Raw genomic sequence first — 15,789 nt, 5'->3', positions numbered from 1 at the left:
CCCGGAGGGCGCGTGCGCATGGCCGCAGGCCGATTAGTGGGATTGTCCGTTGCCGGACTAGCCGTACTGGCAGTCGGAATAGTGCTCGGCACGCAATTGGTGCCGGAACCGACGCCCGTGGCGTCCACGGTGGAAGCACCACCCACCCCCGGCACCACCGCCACGACCACCACCACGTACGACCCGGAACCAGGCACGACCTGGTTGTCCGACCGCCAACCCGTCGACGACCCGCCGGACGGCGGAAGCGACCGGGGAGCGTGGACGTCGGGCTCGGCGAACGTGCGCGGGCAAACTCGGGCCAAAGCGTGGCGGGCCACCGGGGCGTGGTGCGGAAAGGCGCAGCTCGCTTTCACACTTGACGGGCAATTCACCCGGCTCACCGCGCAGGTCGCGATCGCGGGCGACTCGCCGGACACCAGACCGCTCGATTTCTACGTCATCACCGACGGCACAAGATCCGTCGAATTCCAACACGTCGGGAAAGCTCCGCAACCGGTCGACGTGGCGCTCGCCGGCGTGCACACCCTGGCGATCGGCGTCGAACCCCCGGACGGCGACTCCACCCGCTGCCCCGGTCCCGAGCGCGTGGCCGTGTGGGTCGAAGCGCGCCTGGTCCCCGTCCGCTGACACGCGGACGGCCGGCCACTCTCGCGGGTGGCCGGCCGTCCGCACGACCTCACTGGTAGCAGGGCTTCTCGAACTTGTAGTCCTTCGCCGTCGAACCCACGAAGAAGTCCTCCACCAGCGTCACCCCGGTGGGAGCGGCGTCGTCCGGCTTGTAGATCAGGCTCTGCCGCACCACACCGTCGTTCGGGCTGCCGGAGAACTTGCCCGCACCGGACGGCAGCATCCCCTCGTAGTCCACCTTGTCCAGCTGCCGCACGGCGTTGAGCAACCCGGCCCGGGTCAGGTCCTTGTTGGCCACGGCCTTCTCCAGCGCCGCCTTCAACGGGTACGACCAGACCCACCCGGCGGTGTAGCCGTCGTTGGGCGTCACGCTCGGCAGCGCGTCCCGCATCGCCTTGTGGCCCGGCGTGTCGGTCGCCCACGCCTTCCACGGCGCGGACTGGAAGTACAGCGCCTTGATCGCGGGCGCGGCCGGGGACTTGAGCAGGCCCGGGTTCCAGGTCGGGGACGTGCCGATGAACTTGCCCTTGTACCCGCGGGCCGCCGTCTGGCCGATGATCACGGCCGCGTCGGTCGGGCCGGTCGTCAGGATCACCAGGTCGGGCTTGCCGGACACGATCGCGTCGATCGCGCCGCCCTGGTTGTCCTGGCCGGTCTGGGTGACCACGGACGAGAACGTGGCACCCCGCTTCTCCGCCGCGATCTTCGCGCCGGCCGCCGCGTCGTCGCCGTAGTCACCGGGCAGGTGCACGGCCATGACGCTCTTGACGCCCAGCTTCTCCACCGCGTAGTCGACGGAGTTCATCGACTCCAGGCAGTAGTTCGTGCCCGACTCCAGCACGACCTCCTCGTGCCCCCACAACGACGTCCACGACGCGGGCACGCTCACCATCTGCGTGTTCTCCAGGTCGGGCAGGATCGCCGCGGTCGTGGGCGAGCCCAGGGTCTGGGCCAGCGCGAGGATCTTGCCCTTGATCTCCTGGTACACCTGGTTGTGGATCTGCGGGTTGTACTTGTTGTCCTTGACGTACGACGTGACGTCCACGTCGTAGCCGCCGATCCCGCCCTGGTCGTTCACCCGCTTCCAGAACGCCTTCTGCGCGTCGGTGATCGGCACCGCCAGCGTCTTGAACGGCCCCTCGGTCAGGTCCGAGATCGACCCGAGGTAGATGCAGCCCCGGTCGCTGTGGCCGGTCTGCGGGCAGGCCTCGCTGGTCACGCCGAAGTCGACCTTGACCCCGCCCTTGCCCTCCGCCGGCGCCGCGCCGTCACCTCCCCGGCAGGCCACGGCGGTGAGCGCCAACGCAGAGAACAACACGAGCACCGCTCTGTGACTCCGTGCGGACATCCGTTTCACCCTTTCAGTACGAGAAAGGCCAGGTGCGCCAGTAGTTGCGGACGCGAACCCAAATCCCGAACAGGCCGCGTGGCTCGACGATGAGGAACACCACGATCAGCAGCCCGTACAGGACCGCCTCGACCTGGAACACCGTGATCACGCCCGTCGCATCGGTGCTGATGAACGGCAGCACCGCGGGCAGCTCCCGGGTGATGCGCGGCAGCAGCGTGATGAACAGGGCGCCCATGACCGCCCCCGAAATGGTGCCCGCACCGCCGATGAGGACCATGGCGATGTACTGCACCGACAGCAGCAGGTTGAACGACCCGGGGTCGAAGAACCCGTTGACCACGAACAACAACGCACCCGCGACCCCGGCGTAGAACGACGAGATCGCGAACGCCAGCACCTTGTACTTGGTGAGGTCGACGCCGATGACCGCCGCCGCCAGGTCCCGGTCGCGCACCGCGGCGAACGCCCGCCCGATCCGCGACCGCACCAGGTTGCGCGCCAGCACGCCGAAAATCACCAGGAGCACGAACATCAGCAGGTACAGCTGCTGCGGACCGGTGAAGAACTCGCTGGGCCGGTCCAGCCGCACCCCGAACACCTCGGGCACCGCCGCCGGCCGCCCGACACCCGGGCCGCCGGTGAGCGAGTCCCACTCCCGGAAGACGTGCTCCCCCAGGAAGACCAGCCCCAGCGTGACGATCGCCAGGTACAGCCCGCGCAACCGCACCGCCAGCGGTGCCACGATCACGCCGAACAACGCCGCCACCAGCCCCGAGGCCAGCAGCCACACCGGCAGTGACGTGATGCCGAACCCCAGCACCCGCCCGTCCGGGTCACCGGACAGCGCGGCACCCGTGTAAGCCCCGATGGCCAGGAAGAACGCGTGCCCCAACGACACCTGACCGGCGTACCCGGTGACGATGTTGAGCCCGATGGCCCCGATGGCCGCCACGAACCCGGTCGCCAGCAACATCAACAGGTCGTCGGTCACGGCGAACGGCATCAGCAACGCGAAGACCACCAACGCCCCGGTCCACGCCCGCTTCGGCCGCGTGTTGAGGAACGCCATGTCCTGCGCATAAGAGGTGTACAGCTCGGGACGACCTTTCAGACCCTTCACAGCCGCTCCACCTCCTTGCTGCCGAACAACCCGTAGGGCCGCACCAGCAGCACGACCAGCATCAACGCGTACGGCGCCACCAGGGCGAAGTTGGGTCCGAGCCAGGGCGCCACATCTCCTTGGTAGGTACCGACCAGCGACTCCACGACCCCCACGGCCAACCCACCGGCGACCGCGCCGCCCAGCGAGTCCAAGCCACCGAGGATGATGGCCGGCAACGCCTTCAAAGCGATGATCCACAGCTGTTGGTCGACCCCGGCCCCGGTCGCCACGAATACGCCGGCCAACGCCGCCAGGCCGCCCGCGATCGCCCACGACAACGCGAACACCGACCCGACGGAGATGCCCTGCGCCATCGCCACTTCCTGGTCGTAGGCGACCGCCCGCATGGCCAGCCCGACCCGGGAGAACCGGAAGAACGCGAACAGCACGGCGACCACGACCGCGGTGGTCAGGAACATCACCAGGTACCGCTCCTGCACCTCGACACCCAGCAACGCCACCGTGTCCAGGCCCCACGGGTCGCCGACCTGCCGCACGTCCAGCCCGATGAACGCGTTGGTCACCACCCGCACCACCACGTCCACGCCGATGGTGATGATCGCGACCACGAACACCGGCTTGCCGATCATCGGCCGCAGCACGGTCCGCTCCACGCCCAGCGCCAGCACGGCGATCAGCACCGCCGCCACCGGCACCGCCACGAAGAACCCGACCTCGGCGGCCAGGTAGCTGACCAGCACCGCGCCCGCCAGCATGAACGCCGGCTGGGCGAAGCTGATCACCCGCGTGGACTTGTAGATGATCACGAAACCCAGGGCCAGCAACGCGTAGATCGACCCGGTGCCCAGCCCCCGGATCAGGCTTTGGAGGAACTCGCTCACCGGGACCCTCCCGAGTACATGTCGTCCACGAGGTCCCCGAACGCCTTGGCCAGCGCGGACCGCTTGACCTTCTGCGTCGCGGTCAGCTCGCCGTCCTCGTGGTCGAGCTCCTTGGGCAGCATCCGGAACTTCTTCACCTGCTCCACGGACGCGAACTTCTCGTTGACGCGCGTGACGATCCCCTGCACCAGCTCCTTCACCTCCGCCTTCTCCGACAGGTCCCGGTAGGTGGTGTAGGCGATCTTGCGGTCGCGCGCCCAGTGCCCGACCGTGTCGTACTCGATGCCGATCAGCGCGACCAGGTACGCGCGCTGGTCGCCGACGACGACGGCTTCCTTGATGTAGGGCGAGGTCTTCAGGGCGTTCTCGATCTCCGACGGGGCCACGTTCTTGCCGCCGGCGGTGATGATGATGTCCTTCATGCGGTCGGTGATCCGGACGTGCGTGCCGTCCACCCACTCGCCCACGTCCCCGGTGTGCAGCCAGCCGTCCTCGGTCACCGCGCGCCGGGTGGCGTCCTCGTCGCGCCAGTAGCCCTTGAACACGCCCGCGTGCCGGGTCTGGATCTCGCCGTCGTCGGTGATCCGCAGCTCGACGCCGTCGTGCGGCTCGCCGACCGTGCCGACCTTGACCCGGCCGGGCCGGTTCGCGGTGGCGATGGCCGAGTTCTCGGTCATGCCGTAGACCTCGTGCATGGGCACGCCGATCCCCATGAAGAACTTCAACACCTCCGGGGCGATCGGGGCCGCGCCCGAGGCGGCGTAGCGGACCCGGCGCATCCCGATCCGCGTGCGCAGCGCCCGGTAGCAGAAGACCCAGCCCACCGCGTACTTCAGCCTGGTGGACGCCGTGTGCTTCCCGCCCGTGCGGACCAGTTCCTCGCCGATCCTGTCGGCCACGCGCAGCCAGAACTTCGTGGTCACGCGCTTGAGCCAGGTCGCCGAGGACGCGCCGATGGTCACCGCCGCCAGCACCTTCTCCCAGATGCGCGGCACGCCGAACAGGATCGTCGGCTGCACCTCGCGCAGGTTGGGCTGCACGGTCTCGATCGACTCGGCGAAGTGCACCTGGATGCCGGCCGACGCGCTGAACCACGTCGTGAAGATCCGCTCGGCCACGTGGCACAGCGGCAGGTAGGACAGGGTCACGTCCTTGGGCGACGGCGGTGGCGAGGTGAACCCGCCGCCCTCGACCAGCGTCTCGATGGCGTACTCGACGTTGGCCACGGTGAGCATCGCGCCCTTGGGCGGGCCGGTGGTGCCGGACGTGTAGATCAGGGTGAGCACGTCGTCCGGCTCGACCTGCCGCATCCGGTGCTCGACGGCGTCGGGGTGGGCGTCGCGGTGCTCCGCGCCCAGGGCGAGGAACTCCTCCCACGACATCAGCTTCGGGTGGTCGTAGCGGTGCCGGATGCCGCGCGGCTCCAGGTAGACGATCTTCTCCAGGTCCGGCAGGGCGTCCAGCACGGCCAGCGCCTTGTCGACCTGCTCCTGGTCCTCGGCCACCAGCACCCGCGCGCCCGAGTGGGACAGCAGGTAGGCGACCTCGCCCGCCGGGTTGGTCGGGTACAGGCCGACCGTGATCGCGCGGACGGCGGTGGTGCCGATGTCGGCGTAGAGCCACTCGCGGCGGTTCTCGGAGTGGATCGCGACCCGGTCGCCGGGGTCGATCCCGAGGGCGAGCAGGGCGTGGCCGACCAGTTCGGCGGACGCCCAGTACTCCTTCCAGGTGACCTCCTGCCAGATCCCGAAGTCCTTGGCGCGCAACGCGACGGCGTCCGGGTGGGCGGCGGCGCGGTCCCGCACGCGGGAGGCGACGGTCTTGGTGGCAACGCTCGTCGTGGTGGTCACGCCGCACCTCCGACCGTCTTGTGCTGCTCGCCCAGGTAGGCGCGCACGACGTCGGGGTCGCGCTGCACCTCGGCCGGCGTGCCGGTGCGGATGGGCTTGCCGAAGTCCAGCACCATCACGCGGTCGGCCAGCTCCATGACCAGCCCCATGTCGTGCTCCACCATGACCATCGCGATGCCCAGCTCGTCCCGGACGTCGAGCACGAACCGGGCCATGTCCTCGGTCTCCTCGACGTTCATGCCCGCGACCGGCTCGTCCAGCAGCAGCACCCGCGGCTCCATGGCCAGCGCCCGGCCCAGCTCGACGCGCTTCTGCACGCCGTAGGGCAGCAGCCCCACCGGCAGCCGCCGCCACTGCTCCAGCTCCAGGAAGTCGATCACGTCCTCGACCGCCTGCCGGTTGGCCAGCTCCTCGCGCTTGGCCCGGCCCAGCCACGCGAACGCGGACAGCGCCCCGTACCGCATGTGGTTGTGCCGCCCCAGCATGAGGTTGTCCACCACGGTCAGGTGGGCGAACAGCTCGATGTTCTGGAACGTCCGGGCCACGCCCAGCGCGGCGATCCTGTGCGGGCGCATCCCGAGGATCTCCTGCCCCTGGAAGCGCACCGAGCCCTGCTGCGGCCGGTAGACCCCGGACAGCACGTTGAAGATCGACGTCTTGCCCGCGCCGTTCGGTCCGATGATCGCGAACAGCTCGCCCGCGCCTACGGTGAACGACACGCCGTCGACCGCCTTGACCCCGCTGAACGCCAGGGCCACGTCCTCGACCTCCAGCACGTTCACGACAACCACCGCTTCCGCCGCTTGTAGTGCTTGACGTCGCGGAACGAGGACGTGGTGCCCTCGGCGCGCAGGCCCAGGTAGAACTCGCGCACGTCCTCGTCGGCCAGCAGCGCGACCGCGGGCTTGTCCATCACGACCTTGCCGGTCTCGAGCACGTAGCCGTGGTCGGCGATGGACAGCGCCATGGTGGCGTTCTGCTCCACCAGCAGCACCGTCGTCCCCTGCTCGTTGATCTTGACGATGAGGTCCCGGATCTGCTGCACCATCAGCGGCGCCAGCCCCAGGCTCGGCTCGTCCAGCAGCAGGTAGCGCGGCTCGGACATCAGCGCCCGGCCGATGGACAGCATCTGCTGCTCACCGCCGGACAGGTAGCCCGCGCTCTGCCGCCGCCGCTCCTTCAGGCGCGGGAACAGCTCGTACATCCGCTCCAGGTTCTGCTTGAGCGCGCGCGGCCGGGCGTGCCCGCCGATGCGCAGGTTCTCCTCCACGGTCAGCTCGGCCAGGATGCGGCGCCCCTCCAGCGCCTGCTTCACGCCCAGGCCCGCGATCCGGGCCGGTGAGGACCGGTGGATCGGGTTGCCGTCCAACGTGACGGAGCCTCGGGTCACCTTCCCGTCGTGCACGTCGAGCAGGCCCGAGAAGGCCCGCAGCAAGGTGGTCTTGCCGGCGCCGTTGGCGCCGAGCAGTGCGACGATCCGCCCTTCGGGGATGCGCAGGCTCACGCCGCGCAGCACCAGCATCACGTCGTCGTAGACCACCTCAAGGTTGTTCGCCTCCAGCACCGGCGCCTCCGGGGTGGGTGTCGGGGAGGCGAACAGTATGACGCCGGTCACTTGTTTCCTACCACCGTTCGCAAACCGTGACATTCGGGTGGTTCGTCCCTGTTCGGCTTTCACGATTCTGTTGCGCAGTCCTGTGTGGACGGGGGTGTAGGCGGGTCACGGCCCGGGTATGCGGGAGCCATGGACAGGGCGGTCGAGCTACGGATGGCGGCGCTACCGGCCAGCCTGTCCACCATCCGCGCGGTCGCGGGCGCCATCGCCCGGTCCACGCCCTCGCTCGCGGTCGACCTCGTGGTCGCGGTGGACGAGGCCTGCACGACGCTGATCACCCGCGCCCGCGAGCACGCCGTCCTGGCCTGCCGGTTCGTCCGAGACGGTGATTGTGTGCGGTTCCGGGCACAGGTCCGGTCGACGGCCGTGACCGTGCCCGATCACCGCTCGTTGTACTGGCGGGTCGTCTCCGCTATGGCCGACACGGTGGCCACGTGGGTGGACGGTGACGGCTTGTTGCACGTCGAGCTGAGGTGCCGGGCATGAACGCCGTCGACTACCAGCCGCTGTTCGCCGAACTCGCGGCGACCCAGCGTGACGGTTCGCGCTACGCGCTGTTGCGCGACCGGCTGGTGACCGAGCACCTGCCCCTGGCCCGGCACATCGCCGACCGGTTCGCCGAGCGCGGCGAGTCCGTGGAGGACCTGCGGCAGGTGGCGGCGCTGGGCCTCATCCACGCCGTGGACCGGTTCGACGCCTCCCGCGGGATCGACTTCCTGGCCTTCGCCGTGCCGACGATCACCGGCGAGGTCCGCCGGTACCTGCGCGACCAGGGCTGGGCGGTGCGGGTGCCCCGGCGGCTCAAGGAGCTGTGCGTCTCGATCGACACCGCGCGCGTCGAACTGGCCCGCCGCACCGGGCGCTCCCCCAAGCCGACGGAGGTCGCCCGGCACCTGGGCATCAGCGTGGACGAGGTCTACGAGGGCCTGCACGCCACCTCCGCCCACCACCTGCTGTCCCTGGACGCCCTGGACGACGAGGAACTGGACGCCGACCGGCTCAGCTCCGACGACCCGGCCCTGGAGGTCGTGGAGCTGCAGCACGCCCTGGACCCGATGCTGCGCGGCCTGCCCCGGCGCGAGCGGCGGATCGTGGTGCTGCGGTTCTTCCGCAACATGACCCAGAGCCAGATCGCCGACTCGGTCGGGGTGTCCCAGATGCACGTGTCCAGGCTGTTGAGCCGTTCACTGGCCCGGTTGCGCACTCTGCTCGATGATGTGTGACGAGCGAGAGGGGTGGTCGCTGTGGCGAACCTGTCCTGGCCGCAACGCGCCGCACTGGCTTTCGGCACCGTCCTCCTCGCGTGGGGTGTGGTCGACCTCGTGGCCGCCGGGCGGGTGGCGCTCGGGGTCCTGCACGTGATCACCGGTGCGGTGGTGTTCGCGTCGGCGTTCCGGGTGCGGGCGGAGCGGATGGTCGGCACCCTCATGGGCTTGGTGTTCCTGGTCGTCTTCGTGTTCGGCGCGGGCGAGCCCGGCGGGGCGCTGGACGCGGGCCTGATCGGGAACGGCGCGCACCTGCTGCTCGGGTTCGCCTCCGTGGCCATCGCGGAGAGCTGCGTGTGGTGCGAGCAGAGGGCGCGGCAACGGTTGCCCTGAGTCGCCGGCGGGTACCTCAACGGGGTGAGGTGAACCCGCTGGGAGGACCGATGCGCACGACGCATTTCCAGGACGTCGTCGGAGCCGAGGGCCCGTTCGTGTCCGTGTGCCTGGACGTGGGCGAACACGTTTCGTTGCGGTGGCGCGCCATGCGGGACCAGTTGGAGGCGGAGGGGGCGTTCGGCGACCTGCTGGAGTTGGTCGACCACGCGCTGACCCGACCGCTGGGTGCCGTGGGGCGCGGGTTGGTGGTCGGCGACGGGCGCGTGCTGGTGGACGAGCCGTTGCCGATGGCGCCCAACGGTTACGTGGCGAGGTTCTCCGCGCTGCCCTACCTGCTCCCGATGGTCGACCTGGCCGAGCCCCTGCTGCCGCACGTGGTCGTGCGGGTCGACGAACACGGGGCCGACCTGCGCGGCGTCGACGCCGGCGGCCGGCCGGTGGCGGTGGCATCGGTAGGCGCCCGGGAACGCCGACTGGACGCCGCCGAACTGGCCGACGTGGCCCAGGAGGCGACCACCTTGGTCGACCGACTGAGCGCACCGCTACTGGTGCTCGCCGGCCCGTTGCCGGCGCGCCGATCGGTGCGGGTCGCACTGCCGGGGCGGTACCACCGGTTGGTGGTGGAGGTCGAAGGCGCACCGGACCGCGCGGTGCTGCACCTGGCGGGCCGGGCCAACCAGGACGCGCGGCGGGCAGTGGTCCAACGGTTCCGCGACGAGGTGACCGGGCTGACCGGGCGGGCGGTGCACGGGCTGGAGCCGGTGAGCGAGGCGTTGGCCGAGGGTCGGGTGGAGACGTTGTTGCTGACGGACACCCTGGTGGGATCGCGGATGGCCGATGGCGGGCGGGCGGACGAGGTGCTCCCGTTGCTGGCGGTGGCGGGCGAGGCGGAGATCGTCCTGGTGGGGGGCGCGGTTCGGCTGCACGAAGATGTCGGGGCGATCCTGCTGCCGGATTAGGCGCACAGCGCGGCTTTTGTCTTATAAGCGCGCGCAGCGCGCTGTCTGCGGTGGTGACCACCACAGGTGGAGGGCCTCGGTTCCCCCGCCGTATGGCCTGCCCGAAGGGCTACCACATTTTGGGTCGGGTGCAGCCAAAAGTTTTTGCGAGGAACGAGCAAAAAGTTTTAGCGGCACCCGGCCCAAAATGTGGTTGGCTCCGCCAGGCCATACGGCGGGGGAACCGACGCCCTTCACCCCCCGCTGGCGGCCTGCCGCGCGGCGAGCGCCGCTTTTCATCTTTCGAGCGCGCAGCGCTCCCAAGAGCGCGAAGCGCGTTCGGCTTGAGAGCGAAGCGTTCCGGTTCAAAGCTCTTAAAAGCGAAAAGCGCCTCGCCGGCGGGCAGGCCACCAAAGATGACTCAACTGCAACGGCGGGGGCTTCTTGCTTTTGTCATCTCCGTATGGCCTGGCGGAGCCTACCACATTTTCCAGGGGTTGCCGCTAAAACTTTTGCTCGTTCCTCGCAAAACTTTTGGCTGCAACCCCTGGAAAATGTGGTAGCCCTTCGGGCAGGCCATACGGAGATGACAAAAGCAAGAAGCCCAAGTTGGGTTGTGTCCGCTCCGGCGGACTGCCACTCGGCAAGGCGGACTGCCGCTTGCCGGCTTCGCTGCGTGTGTGCGGTGCTGGTTAGCGCTTTGCGCGGCGGGGAGTTAGGAGGTCGATCACGGCCTTCTCGTTGACCTCGCGGTCGTCCGAGACGGTGGGTAGGACTGTGCCCTTCTCGTAGAGGTCCACCACCCGGGGGTCCACATAGGACTTCCGGGCCACGGCCGGTGTGTTGCCCAGGTGTTCGGACACCTCTCGCATCACGGCCGCCTCCACGCGCTTGCGGCCCCGCTTGGAATCCGGTCTTCCCTGTTCCGCGAACGCCACCGCCGCCAGGACGGTCGCGTGCCACGTGCGCAGGTCCTTCACCGAGTACTCCTCGCCCACCAGCTCCTTGAAGCGCTCGTTCACGTCCTCCGCCGTCACCCCGCGCCCGGTCCGGTCGGTCAGCAGCCGTTCGTCGCCCGAGCGGCCGCGCAGCAGTGACTTGACCGCTCGGGCCAGGTCCGTGTCCACGACCTGGGTGCAGAACTCGATGCCGCCCTTGGCCGGGTAGCAGAAGTCCACAGTGGACCCTCGAACGGTCACGTGCGAGCACAGCAGGGTCGCGACCCCGTACGTCCCGTTGTCCTCGGCGTACGACTCGCCGCCCACCCGGAACACCCCCCGGTCCAGCATGGCCAGGGCTACCGCGACCACCCGGGAGAAGTCGCGGCCCCGGCCCCTCAGTTCGGTCAGCACGCTCTGCCGGAAGCCGGGCAGGGACGGGGCCAGGTCCAGGACCCGGGAGTGCTTCTCCTCGTCGCGGGCCTGGCGCCAGCGCTCGTGGTAGAGGTACTGGCGGCGGCCTGCCGAGTCGGTGCCGACCGCCTGGAGGTGGCCGTTCTCGTGCGGGCACACCCACACGTCCTGCCACGCCGGCGGGATGACCAGGGACTTGATCCGGGCCAGCTCGTCCGGGGTCGGGGTCGCGCCGTCGGCGTCCACGTACCGGAAGCCCCGGCCGTGGCGCACGCGGCGCCAGCCGGGGCCGTGGGGGTCGCTTCGGCGCAGTCTCACCACGTCGAAGTGCCCGGAGGACCGGGAAGTGAAACTCGGAGGGTTGAGGACGGCTCGGAGTGGGTATGGGACGCCCATGACCGAGACCTGGACCGTGGGCGTCGAGCAGGAGTTCCTGCTGGTGGACCCCGAGTCGCGCCGGCCCGTGCCCGCGGCGGAGGCGGTCGCGTCGCACGCGGGTGCCCGGTTGGACGTGCAGCGGGAGTTGACGCCGTTCCAGATCGAGGTCGCCACGCCGGTGTGCCACTCCGCCGAGGAGCTGGCCGACCAGGTCGTGCTCGGCCGCACCCACCTGGCCAAGGCCGCGCACGCCGCCGGGTGCCGGCTGCTGGCGTCCAGCGTGCCGCCGGTCGGCACCGCGGGGCCGCCGCCGGGCACCGACGACCCGCGCTACCGGCTCATGGAGGGCTCGCACCGCAAGCTGCTCGGCGGCCAGGGCGTGTGCGGGCTGCACGTCCACGTCGGCGTGCCCGACCGGGACACCGCCGTCCGCGTGTCCAACGCGCTCAGACCCTGGCTGCCGACGCTGCTCGCGCTCAGCGCCAACTCGCCGATCGCCCGTGCCGAGGACACCGGGTACGCGAGCTGGCGCTCGATCGTGTGGTCGCGCTGGCCGGTCGGCGGGCCGCCGCCGCACCTGGAGAACGCCGAGCACTACGACCACCTCGTGCAGACGCTGCTGCAGACCGAGGTGCTGCTGGACGTCAACATGGTCTACTGGGACGTGCGCCCCTCCTCGCACGTCCCGACGGTCGAGGTCCGGGTCGCGGACATCCCGCAGACCGCCCACGAGACCGTCGTCATCGCCGAGCTCATCCGGGCCTTCGCCCGCACGGCCGCCGAGTCGCCCGACGCCGACCGCGTCGACGACGTGCTGCTGCGCGCCGCCTACTGGCGTGGCGCCCGCGACGGCTACGACGGGCTGGCCGTCGACCCGCGCACGGGCGCGCTGGTGCAGGCCCGGCAGCTGGCCGCCGAGATGGTCTCGATCAGCGCGGACGCGCTGCGCGACGCGGGCAGCCTGTCCCTGGTCGAGGACCACCTGGAGTGGCTGCGCACCAACGGCAGCGGCGCGGCGCGGCAGCGCAGGGCGTTCGGCACGTCGCCCGACGGGCGGGAGCTGGTCGACCAGGTGCTGGCCGCGACGGTCGACGACATGCGTTCCGGACTACCGTGGAGCACGCACCGCACCGGCGGTGCGCGATGAGAGAGGAGACCGGGGTGCCAGAACCCGGGGCAACGCTGGCGTCCGTGCGGACCGACCGGCCCGCGGACGGGGTGGTGGTGCTGCGCGTGTCCGGAGAGTTGGACACCAGCAGCGCGGACGAGCTGGCCAAGCCGCTGCGCGACACCCTCGTGGCAGGGGTGCGGGCCGTGGTGGTGGACCTCTTGGAGGTGCGCTTCCTCGGGTCCGCGGGCCTGGAGGCGCTGGTCACCGGCAGCAAGCGGGCGACCGAGCTGGACGTCCCGCTGGTGCTGGTCGCGGCCGGTCGGGCCGTGCTGCGGCCCATCGAGGCGACCGGTCTGACCTCGGTGTTCACCATCGTGGACACCGTCGAGGACGCCCTGACCAAGGTCGGGGCCGCCTAGAAACGCCGGCGGACGACGCGGATGGCGCAGCGCACGGCCCCTTCCCGGGGCAGTGCGCCCACCGGCTCGACCACCCACCGCGACCGCGCCGCCGGCACCGTCCGGGGCCCCAGCCACACCCGGACCTCCGGCGGCGGCACCCGGTCGCGCGGGTCGGGCTCGGGCCGGGCCAGGAACAGCCAGCGCAACCGGGGTCCGGGGATCGCCAGGATCGGCCCGAGCGGACCGGCCGCGCGCAGCTCGTGGCTGACCTCCGCGCCCCAACTGGCGGGCACCTCCACGGCGACCGTGCTCTCGTCCAGGACCAGGGTGTCGTCCACGTGCCACATGCCCGATGATCTTCGGGCGGGCTCGTGTCGGAGATGTGTCCAAGCGCGGCGCGGCGCGTTAATCCTGGCCGATGTCCTCGAACCACAGCTCGGGCCGCTCGGCGATGAAGTCGGTCATCAGCGCCACGCACTCGGGGTCGTCCAGCAGCGTGATCTCCACCCCGTGCTCGGCCAGCCAGTCGTGACCGCCGTGGAACGTGCGCGCCTCTCCGACCACCACCCGCCCGATCCCGAACTGCCGCACCAGACCGCTGCAGTACCAGCAGGGCGACAACGTGGTGACCATGATCGTGTCCCGGTAGCTCCGCCGCCGGCCGGCGGCCCGGAAGGCGGCGGTCTCGGCGTGCGTCGAGGCGTCCCCGTCCTGCACCCGCCGGTTGTGCCCGCGCCCCAGCAGGGTGCCGTCCCGGCCGAACAACGCGGCCCCGATCGGGATCCCGCCCTCGGCCAACCCGGCCCGAGCCTCGTCCACCGCCACCGCGAGCATGTCCCGTGCGTCCACCCCGACCACGCTACTTCGGCGGCAGCCCCTCCACGAACTCCCGCGCCCGCCCGATCCAGTCCGAAAGCCCGGAGTCCTCGTCGAGCACCGCACCGTCCACCAGCAGCCAGCCGCGCATGGGCTTGCCGGTGATGTCGAACGGGCGCGCACCGGGCAGCGCCAGGCACGCCTCGCCGGCCTCGGGCCCGACCCGGGCGATCAGGTCGTCGCCGTGCACACCGACCAGCATGTTCCCGTTGAGCAGGAACGCGATCCCGCCGAACATCCGCTTGGCCGAGATCCCGGGCAGGCCTTCGACCTCTTCACGCACGCGCTCGGCAAGCGTCTCGTCGTACGCCATGACCGGCAGCCTAGGCCCACTACGGGCGTTCAGGCGCGGACGCCGTCCAAGTAGAGGCACAGGAAACGGCGCCAGTCGTCGGGGGCCGTCCGGATGACTTGGGAGACCGCCGACGTCAGCACCGCCAGGTCCGCCACGGTGAAGTCCGCACGCAGCCGGCCGGCCTCCCGGGCTCGGGCGATGATCTTCTCCGCGTGCCCGACGCCTCGCGTGCACACCTCTTCCACCTGGCCCGACAGCGGGACCCGGCGGGAGATGGCGTCGTTGAGGCCCCGGTCCTCCGCCTGCAGGGCGAACACGCCCTCGAGGAAGGTCACGAAACCCCGCCACGGGTCGGGGTCGGCCAGCGCCTCGGCGCCGATGCGGTCCAGGGCGGACAGGCGCTCGGGGAAGATCGCGTCGAACAGGGCGTCCCGGGTCGGGAAGTGCGCGTAGAGGGTGCCGATGCTGACGCCCGCTTGTCGGGCGATGTGCTCCAGGGGCGCGTCCAGGCCGCGTGAGCCGAACACCTCCACCGCCGCGGCCAACAGCTTCGCCCGGTTGCGGGCGGCGTCGGCGCGGAGGGGTTTGGTGGGCACGCGACCATCCTACAAAGTCGAGGGTGGCCTCAGGTTGTGCTAGCGTCGGGAGGTAAGTCGAGGGTGGCCTCGACTTGATGAGATGGGGGTGGAGATGTCCACAGTCGTCGTGCTCGGGGTCGGGCCGGGGCTCGGGTTGTCGATCGCGCACCGGTTCGGGCGGGAGGGGCGCAAGGTCGCGCTGGTCTCGCGGTCCGCCGAGCGTCACCCCGGCTATGTCGCCGGGTTGCGGGCCGCCGGGGTGGAGGCGGAGGCGTTCGTGGCGGACGTCCGTGATCGGGAACAGCTGCTGTCCACAGTGGATGCTGTTGCGGAACGGCTCGGGCCGGTCGAGGTGGTCTACTACGGGCCGGCTGACCTGGGCTCGCGGCCACAACCGATCACCGAGACCACGTCCGCCGACGTCACGGAGGCGATGTCCTGGGTGCTGCCGGCAGTGGACGTGGTGGGGCATGTGCTGCCCGGCATGGTCGAACGGGGTGGCGGCGGGTTGTTGTTCGCGGGTGGGTTGAGCGCTGTGGTGCCGATGCCGCCGTTGGGGGCGTTCGCGCTGTCGTCGGCGGCGTTGCGCAACTACGCGTTGACGTTGAACGCGGCCCTGGCCGGGCAAGGGGTGTACGCGGGCAGTCTGACCATCGGCGGGCTGATCGAGCGCGGCGACATCCACCAAGCGCTCGATGGGCGGATCGACGGGGTCGGGACGCTGGACCCCGACGACCTCGCGGACACCGCCTGGGACCTCTACGCCCAGCGGGATCGGGGCGAGGCGGTGTTCAACGCGCTGAGCTGAG

The 15,789-nt window shown here is 70.5% G+C and carries 19 protein-coding genes; 8 read left to right on the top strand and 11 right to left on the bottom strand.

Annotated features, from left to right (window positions below; all coding sequences use genetic code 11):
- The first annotated feature begins 129 nt into the window (after window positions 1-129).
- Window positions 130-630 (top strand): NPCBM/NEW2 domain-containing protein, encoded by a 501-nt coding sequence (locus tag DFJ66_RS34080; protein WP_170199826.1) that lies wholly within the window; start codon window positions 130-132, stop codon window positions 628-630.
- 49 nt (window positions 631-679) lie between these two features.
- Here DFJ66_RS34080 and DFJ66_RS34075 read toward each other — a convergent pair whose 3' ends face one another.
- The 6 genes from DFJ66_RS34075 to DFJ66_RS34050 are packed head-to-tail and all read right to left on the bottom strand — an operon-like array spanning window position 680 to window position 7,450.
- Entirely contained in the window at window positions 680-1,978 is a 1,299-nt protein-coding gene (locus DFJ66_RS34075; RefSeq protein ID WP_121227441.1) for an ABC transporter substrate-binding protein, read from the bottom strand.
- A gap of 13 nt (window positions 1,979-1,991) precedes the next feature.
- Window positions 1,992-3,101, bottom strand: coding sequence for a branched-chain amino acid ABC transporter permease (locus DFJ66_RS34070; RefSeq protein ID WP_211351403.1), 1,110 nt, complete (start codon window positions 3,099-3,101; stop codon window positions 1,992-1,994).
- Complete coding sequence (locus DFJ66_RS34065; protein ID WP_121227439.1) at window positions 3,098-3,985, bottom strand: branched-chain amino acid ABC transporter permease; 888 nt, start codon at window positions 3,983-3,985, stop codon at window positions 3,098-3,100. Before DFJ66_RS34065 ends, DFJ66_RS34070 begins: the two co-directional genes overlap by 4 nt.
- Window positions 3,982-5,835 carry an AMP-dependent synthetase/ligase gene (locus DFJ66_RS34060; RefSeq protein WP_121227437.1) on the bottom strand — a complete coding sequence of 618 codons (1,854 nt, stop codon included), beginning with the start codon at window positions 5,833-5,835 and terminating at the stop codon, window positions 3,982-3,984. The genes DFJ66_RS34065 and DFJ66_RS34060 overlap by 4 nt, the downstream gene beginning before the upstream one ends.
- Window positions 5,832-6,617, bottom strand: coding sequence for an ABC transporter ATP-binding protein (locus DFJ66_RS34055; protein WP_121227435.1), 786 nt, complete (start codon window positions 6,615-6,617; stop codon window positions 5,832-5,834). Before DFJ66_RS34055 ends, DFJ66_RS34060 begins: the two co-directional genes overlap by 4 nt.
- Window positions 6,614-7,450, bottom strand: a complete 837-nt coding sequence (locus DFJ66_RS34050; protein ID WP_246030011.1) for an ABC transporter ATP-binding protein — start codon at window positions 7,448-7,450, stop codon at window positions 6,614-6,616. The genes DFJ66_RS34055 and DFJ66_RS34050 overlap by 4 nt, the downstream gene beginning before the upstream one ends.
- A gap of 153 nt (window positions 7,451-7,603) precedes the next feature.
- Between DFJ66_RS34050 and DFJ66_RS34045 the strand changes: the two genes are divergently transcribed.
- Genes DFJ66_RS34045 through DFJ66_RS45165 form a run of 4 tightly spaced genes read left to right on the top strand, consistent with a single transcriptional unit; the run spans window position 7,604 to window position 10,010 of the window.
- Window positions 7,604-7,936: an ATP-binding protein gene (locus DFJ66_RS34045; protein ID WP_246030010.1), complete on the top strand. Its 333-nt coding sequence runs from the start codon at window positions 7,604-7,606 to the stop codon at window positions 7,934-7,936.
- The gene (locus DFJ66_RS34040) at window positions 7,933-8,673 is read left to right on the top strand and encodes a SigB/SigF/SigG family RNA polymerase sigma factor (protein ID WP_121227431.1); all 741 of its coding nucleotides are present in this window, start codon (window positions 7,933-7,935) and stop codon (window positions 8,671-8,673) included. Before DFJ66_RS34045 ends, DFJ66_RS34040 begins: the two co-directional genes overlap by 4 nt.
- 21 nt (window positions 8,674-8,694) lie before the next feature.
- Window positions 8,695-9,048: a hypothetical protein gene (locus tag DFJ66_RS34035; protein ID WP_147459425.1), complete on the top strand. Its 354-nt coding sequence runs from the start codon at window positions 8,695-8,697 to the stop codon at window positions 9,046-9,048.
- Between the two features lie 50 nt (window positions 9,049-9,098).
- Entirely contained in the window at window positions 9,099-10,010 is a 912-nt protein-coding gene (locus DFJ66_RS45165) for a baeRF2 domain-containing protein (protein WP_121227427.1), read from the top strand.
- Between the two features lie 671 nt (window positions 10,011-10,681).
- On the opposite strand, the gene DFJ66_RS34025 is transcribed toward DFJ66_RS45165, so the two are convergent.
- A complete protein-coding gene (locus DFJ66_RS34025) occupies window positions 10,682-11,659 on the bottom strand; it encodes a DNA topoisomerase IB (protein ID WP_121227425.1) in 978 nt (325 codons plus the stop codon).
- A gap of 76 nt (window positions 11,660-11,735) precedes the next feature.
- Between DFJ66_RS34025 and DFJ66_RS34020 the strand changes: the two genes are divergently transcribed.
- Together DFJ66_RS34020 and DFJ66_RS34015 are read left to right on the top strand one after the other, a co-directional pair.
- Window positions 11,736-12,866, top strand: coding sequence for a carboxylate-amine ligase (locus DFJ66_RS34020; RefSeq protein ID WP_121227423.1), 1,131 nt, complete (start codon window positions 11,736-11,738; stop codon window positions 12,864-12,866).
- Between the two features lie 14 nt (window positions 12,867-12,880).
- Window positions 12,881-13,249 carry an STAS domain-containing protein gene (locus tag DFJ66_RS34015; protein WP_170199823.1) on the top strand — a complete coding sequence of 123 codons (369 nt, stop codon included), beginning with the start codon at window positions 12,881-12,883 and terminating at the stop codon, window positions 13,247-13,249.
- On the opposite strand, the gene DFJ66_RS42290 is transcribed toward DFJ66_RS34015, so the two are convergent.
- From DFJ66_RS42290 to DFJ66_RS33995, 4 genes are read right to left on the bottom strand one after another with little or no spacing between them, the layout of a single operon-like run.
- Window positions 13,246-13,578 (bottom strand): hypothetical protein, encoded by a 333-nt coding sequence (locus DFJ66_RS42290; protein WP_147459423.1) that lies wholly within the window; start codon window positions 13,576-13,578, stop codon window positions 13,246-13,248. The two genes, DFJ66_RS34015 and DFJ66_RS42290, sit on opposite strands and share 4 nt — an antisense overlap.
- 58 nt (window positions 13,579-13,636) lie before the next feature.
- Complete coding sequence (locus DFJ66_RS34005; protein WP_121232142.1) at window positions 13,637-14,065, bottom strand: nucleoside deaminase; 429 nt, start codon at window positions 14,063-14,065, stop codon at window positions 13,637-13,639.
- 25 nt (window positions 14,066-14,090) lie between these two features.
- On the bottom strand, window positions 14,091-14,420 hold the full coding sequence (locus DFJ66_RS34000) for a TfoX/Sxy family protein (RefSeq protein ID WP_121227417.1): 330 nt from the start codon (window positions 14,418-14,420) through the stop codon (window positions 14,091-14,093).
- A 29-nt stretch (window positions 14,421-14,449) separates the two neighbouring features.
- A complete protein-coding gene (locus DFJ66_RS33995; protein WP_121227415.1) occupies window positions 14,450-14,998 on the bottom strand; it encodes a TetR/AcrR family transcriptional regulator in 549 nt (182 codons plus the stop codon).
- Between the two features lie 94 nt (window positions 14,999-15,092).
- Between DFJ66_RS33995 and DFJ66_RS33990 the strand changes: the two genes are divergently transcribed.
- On the top strand, window positions 15,093-15,788 hold the full coding sequence (locus DFJ66_RS33990; protein ID WP_121232139.1) for an SDR family NAD(P)-dependent oxidoreductase: 696 nt from the start codon (window positions 15,093-15,095) through the stop codon (window positions 15,786-15,788).
- Window position 15,789: the final 1 nt, after the last annotated feature.

The organism is Saccharothrix variisporea (assembly GCF_003634995.1).
GTDB lineage: Bacteria > Actinomycetota > Actinomycetes > Mycobacteriales > Pseudonocardiaceae > Actinosynnema > Actinosynnema variisporeum.
Note: the sequence above shows the minus strand (reverse complement) of the source record. Positions and strands in the feature narration are given on the sequence as shown.

Excerpts from the sequence above, each read along its gene's own strand:
- DFJ66_RS34005 (WP_121232142.1), bottom strand. The coding sequence starts at position 14,065 with ATGCTCGCGGTGGCGGTGGACGAGGCTCGGGCCGGGTTGGCCGAGGGC.
- DFJ66_RS34020 (WP_121227423.1), top strand. The coding sequence starts at position 11,736 with ATGACCGAGACCTGGACCGTGGGCGTCGAGCAGGAGTTCCTGCTGGTG.
- DFJ66_RS34075 (WP_121227441.1), bottom strand. The coding sequence starts at position 1,978 with ATGTCCGCACGGAGTCACAGAGCGGTGCTCGTGTTGTTCTCTGCGTTG.
- DFJ66_RS34045 (WP_246030010.1), top strand. The coding sequence starts at position 7,604 with ATGGCGGCGCTACCGGCCAGCCTGTCCACCATCCGCGCGGTCGCGGGC.
- DFJ66_RS33990 (WP_121232139.1), top strand. The coding sequence starts at position 15,093 with ATGTCCACAGTCGTCGTGCTCGGGGTCGGGCCGGGGCTCGGGTTGTCG.
- DFJ66_RS34000 (WP_121227417.1), bottom strand. The coding sequence starts at position 14,420 with ATGGCGTACGACGAGACGCTTGCCGAGCGCGTGCGTGAAGAGGTCGAA.
- DFJ66_RS45165 (WP_121227427.1), top strand. The coding sequence starts at position 9,099 with ATGCGCACGACGCATTTCCAGGACGTCGTCGGAGCCGAGGGCCCGTTC.
- DFJ66_RS42290 (WP_147459423.1), bottom strand. The coding sequence starts at position 13,578 with ATGTGGCACGTGGACGACACCCTGGTCCTGGACGAGAGCACGGTCGCC.
- DFJ66_RS34040 (WP_121227431.1), top strand. The coding sequence starts at position 7,933 with ATGAACGCCGTCGACTACCAGCCGCTGTTCGCCGAACTCGCGGCGACC.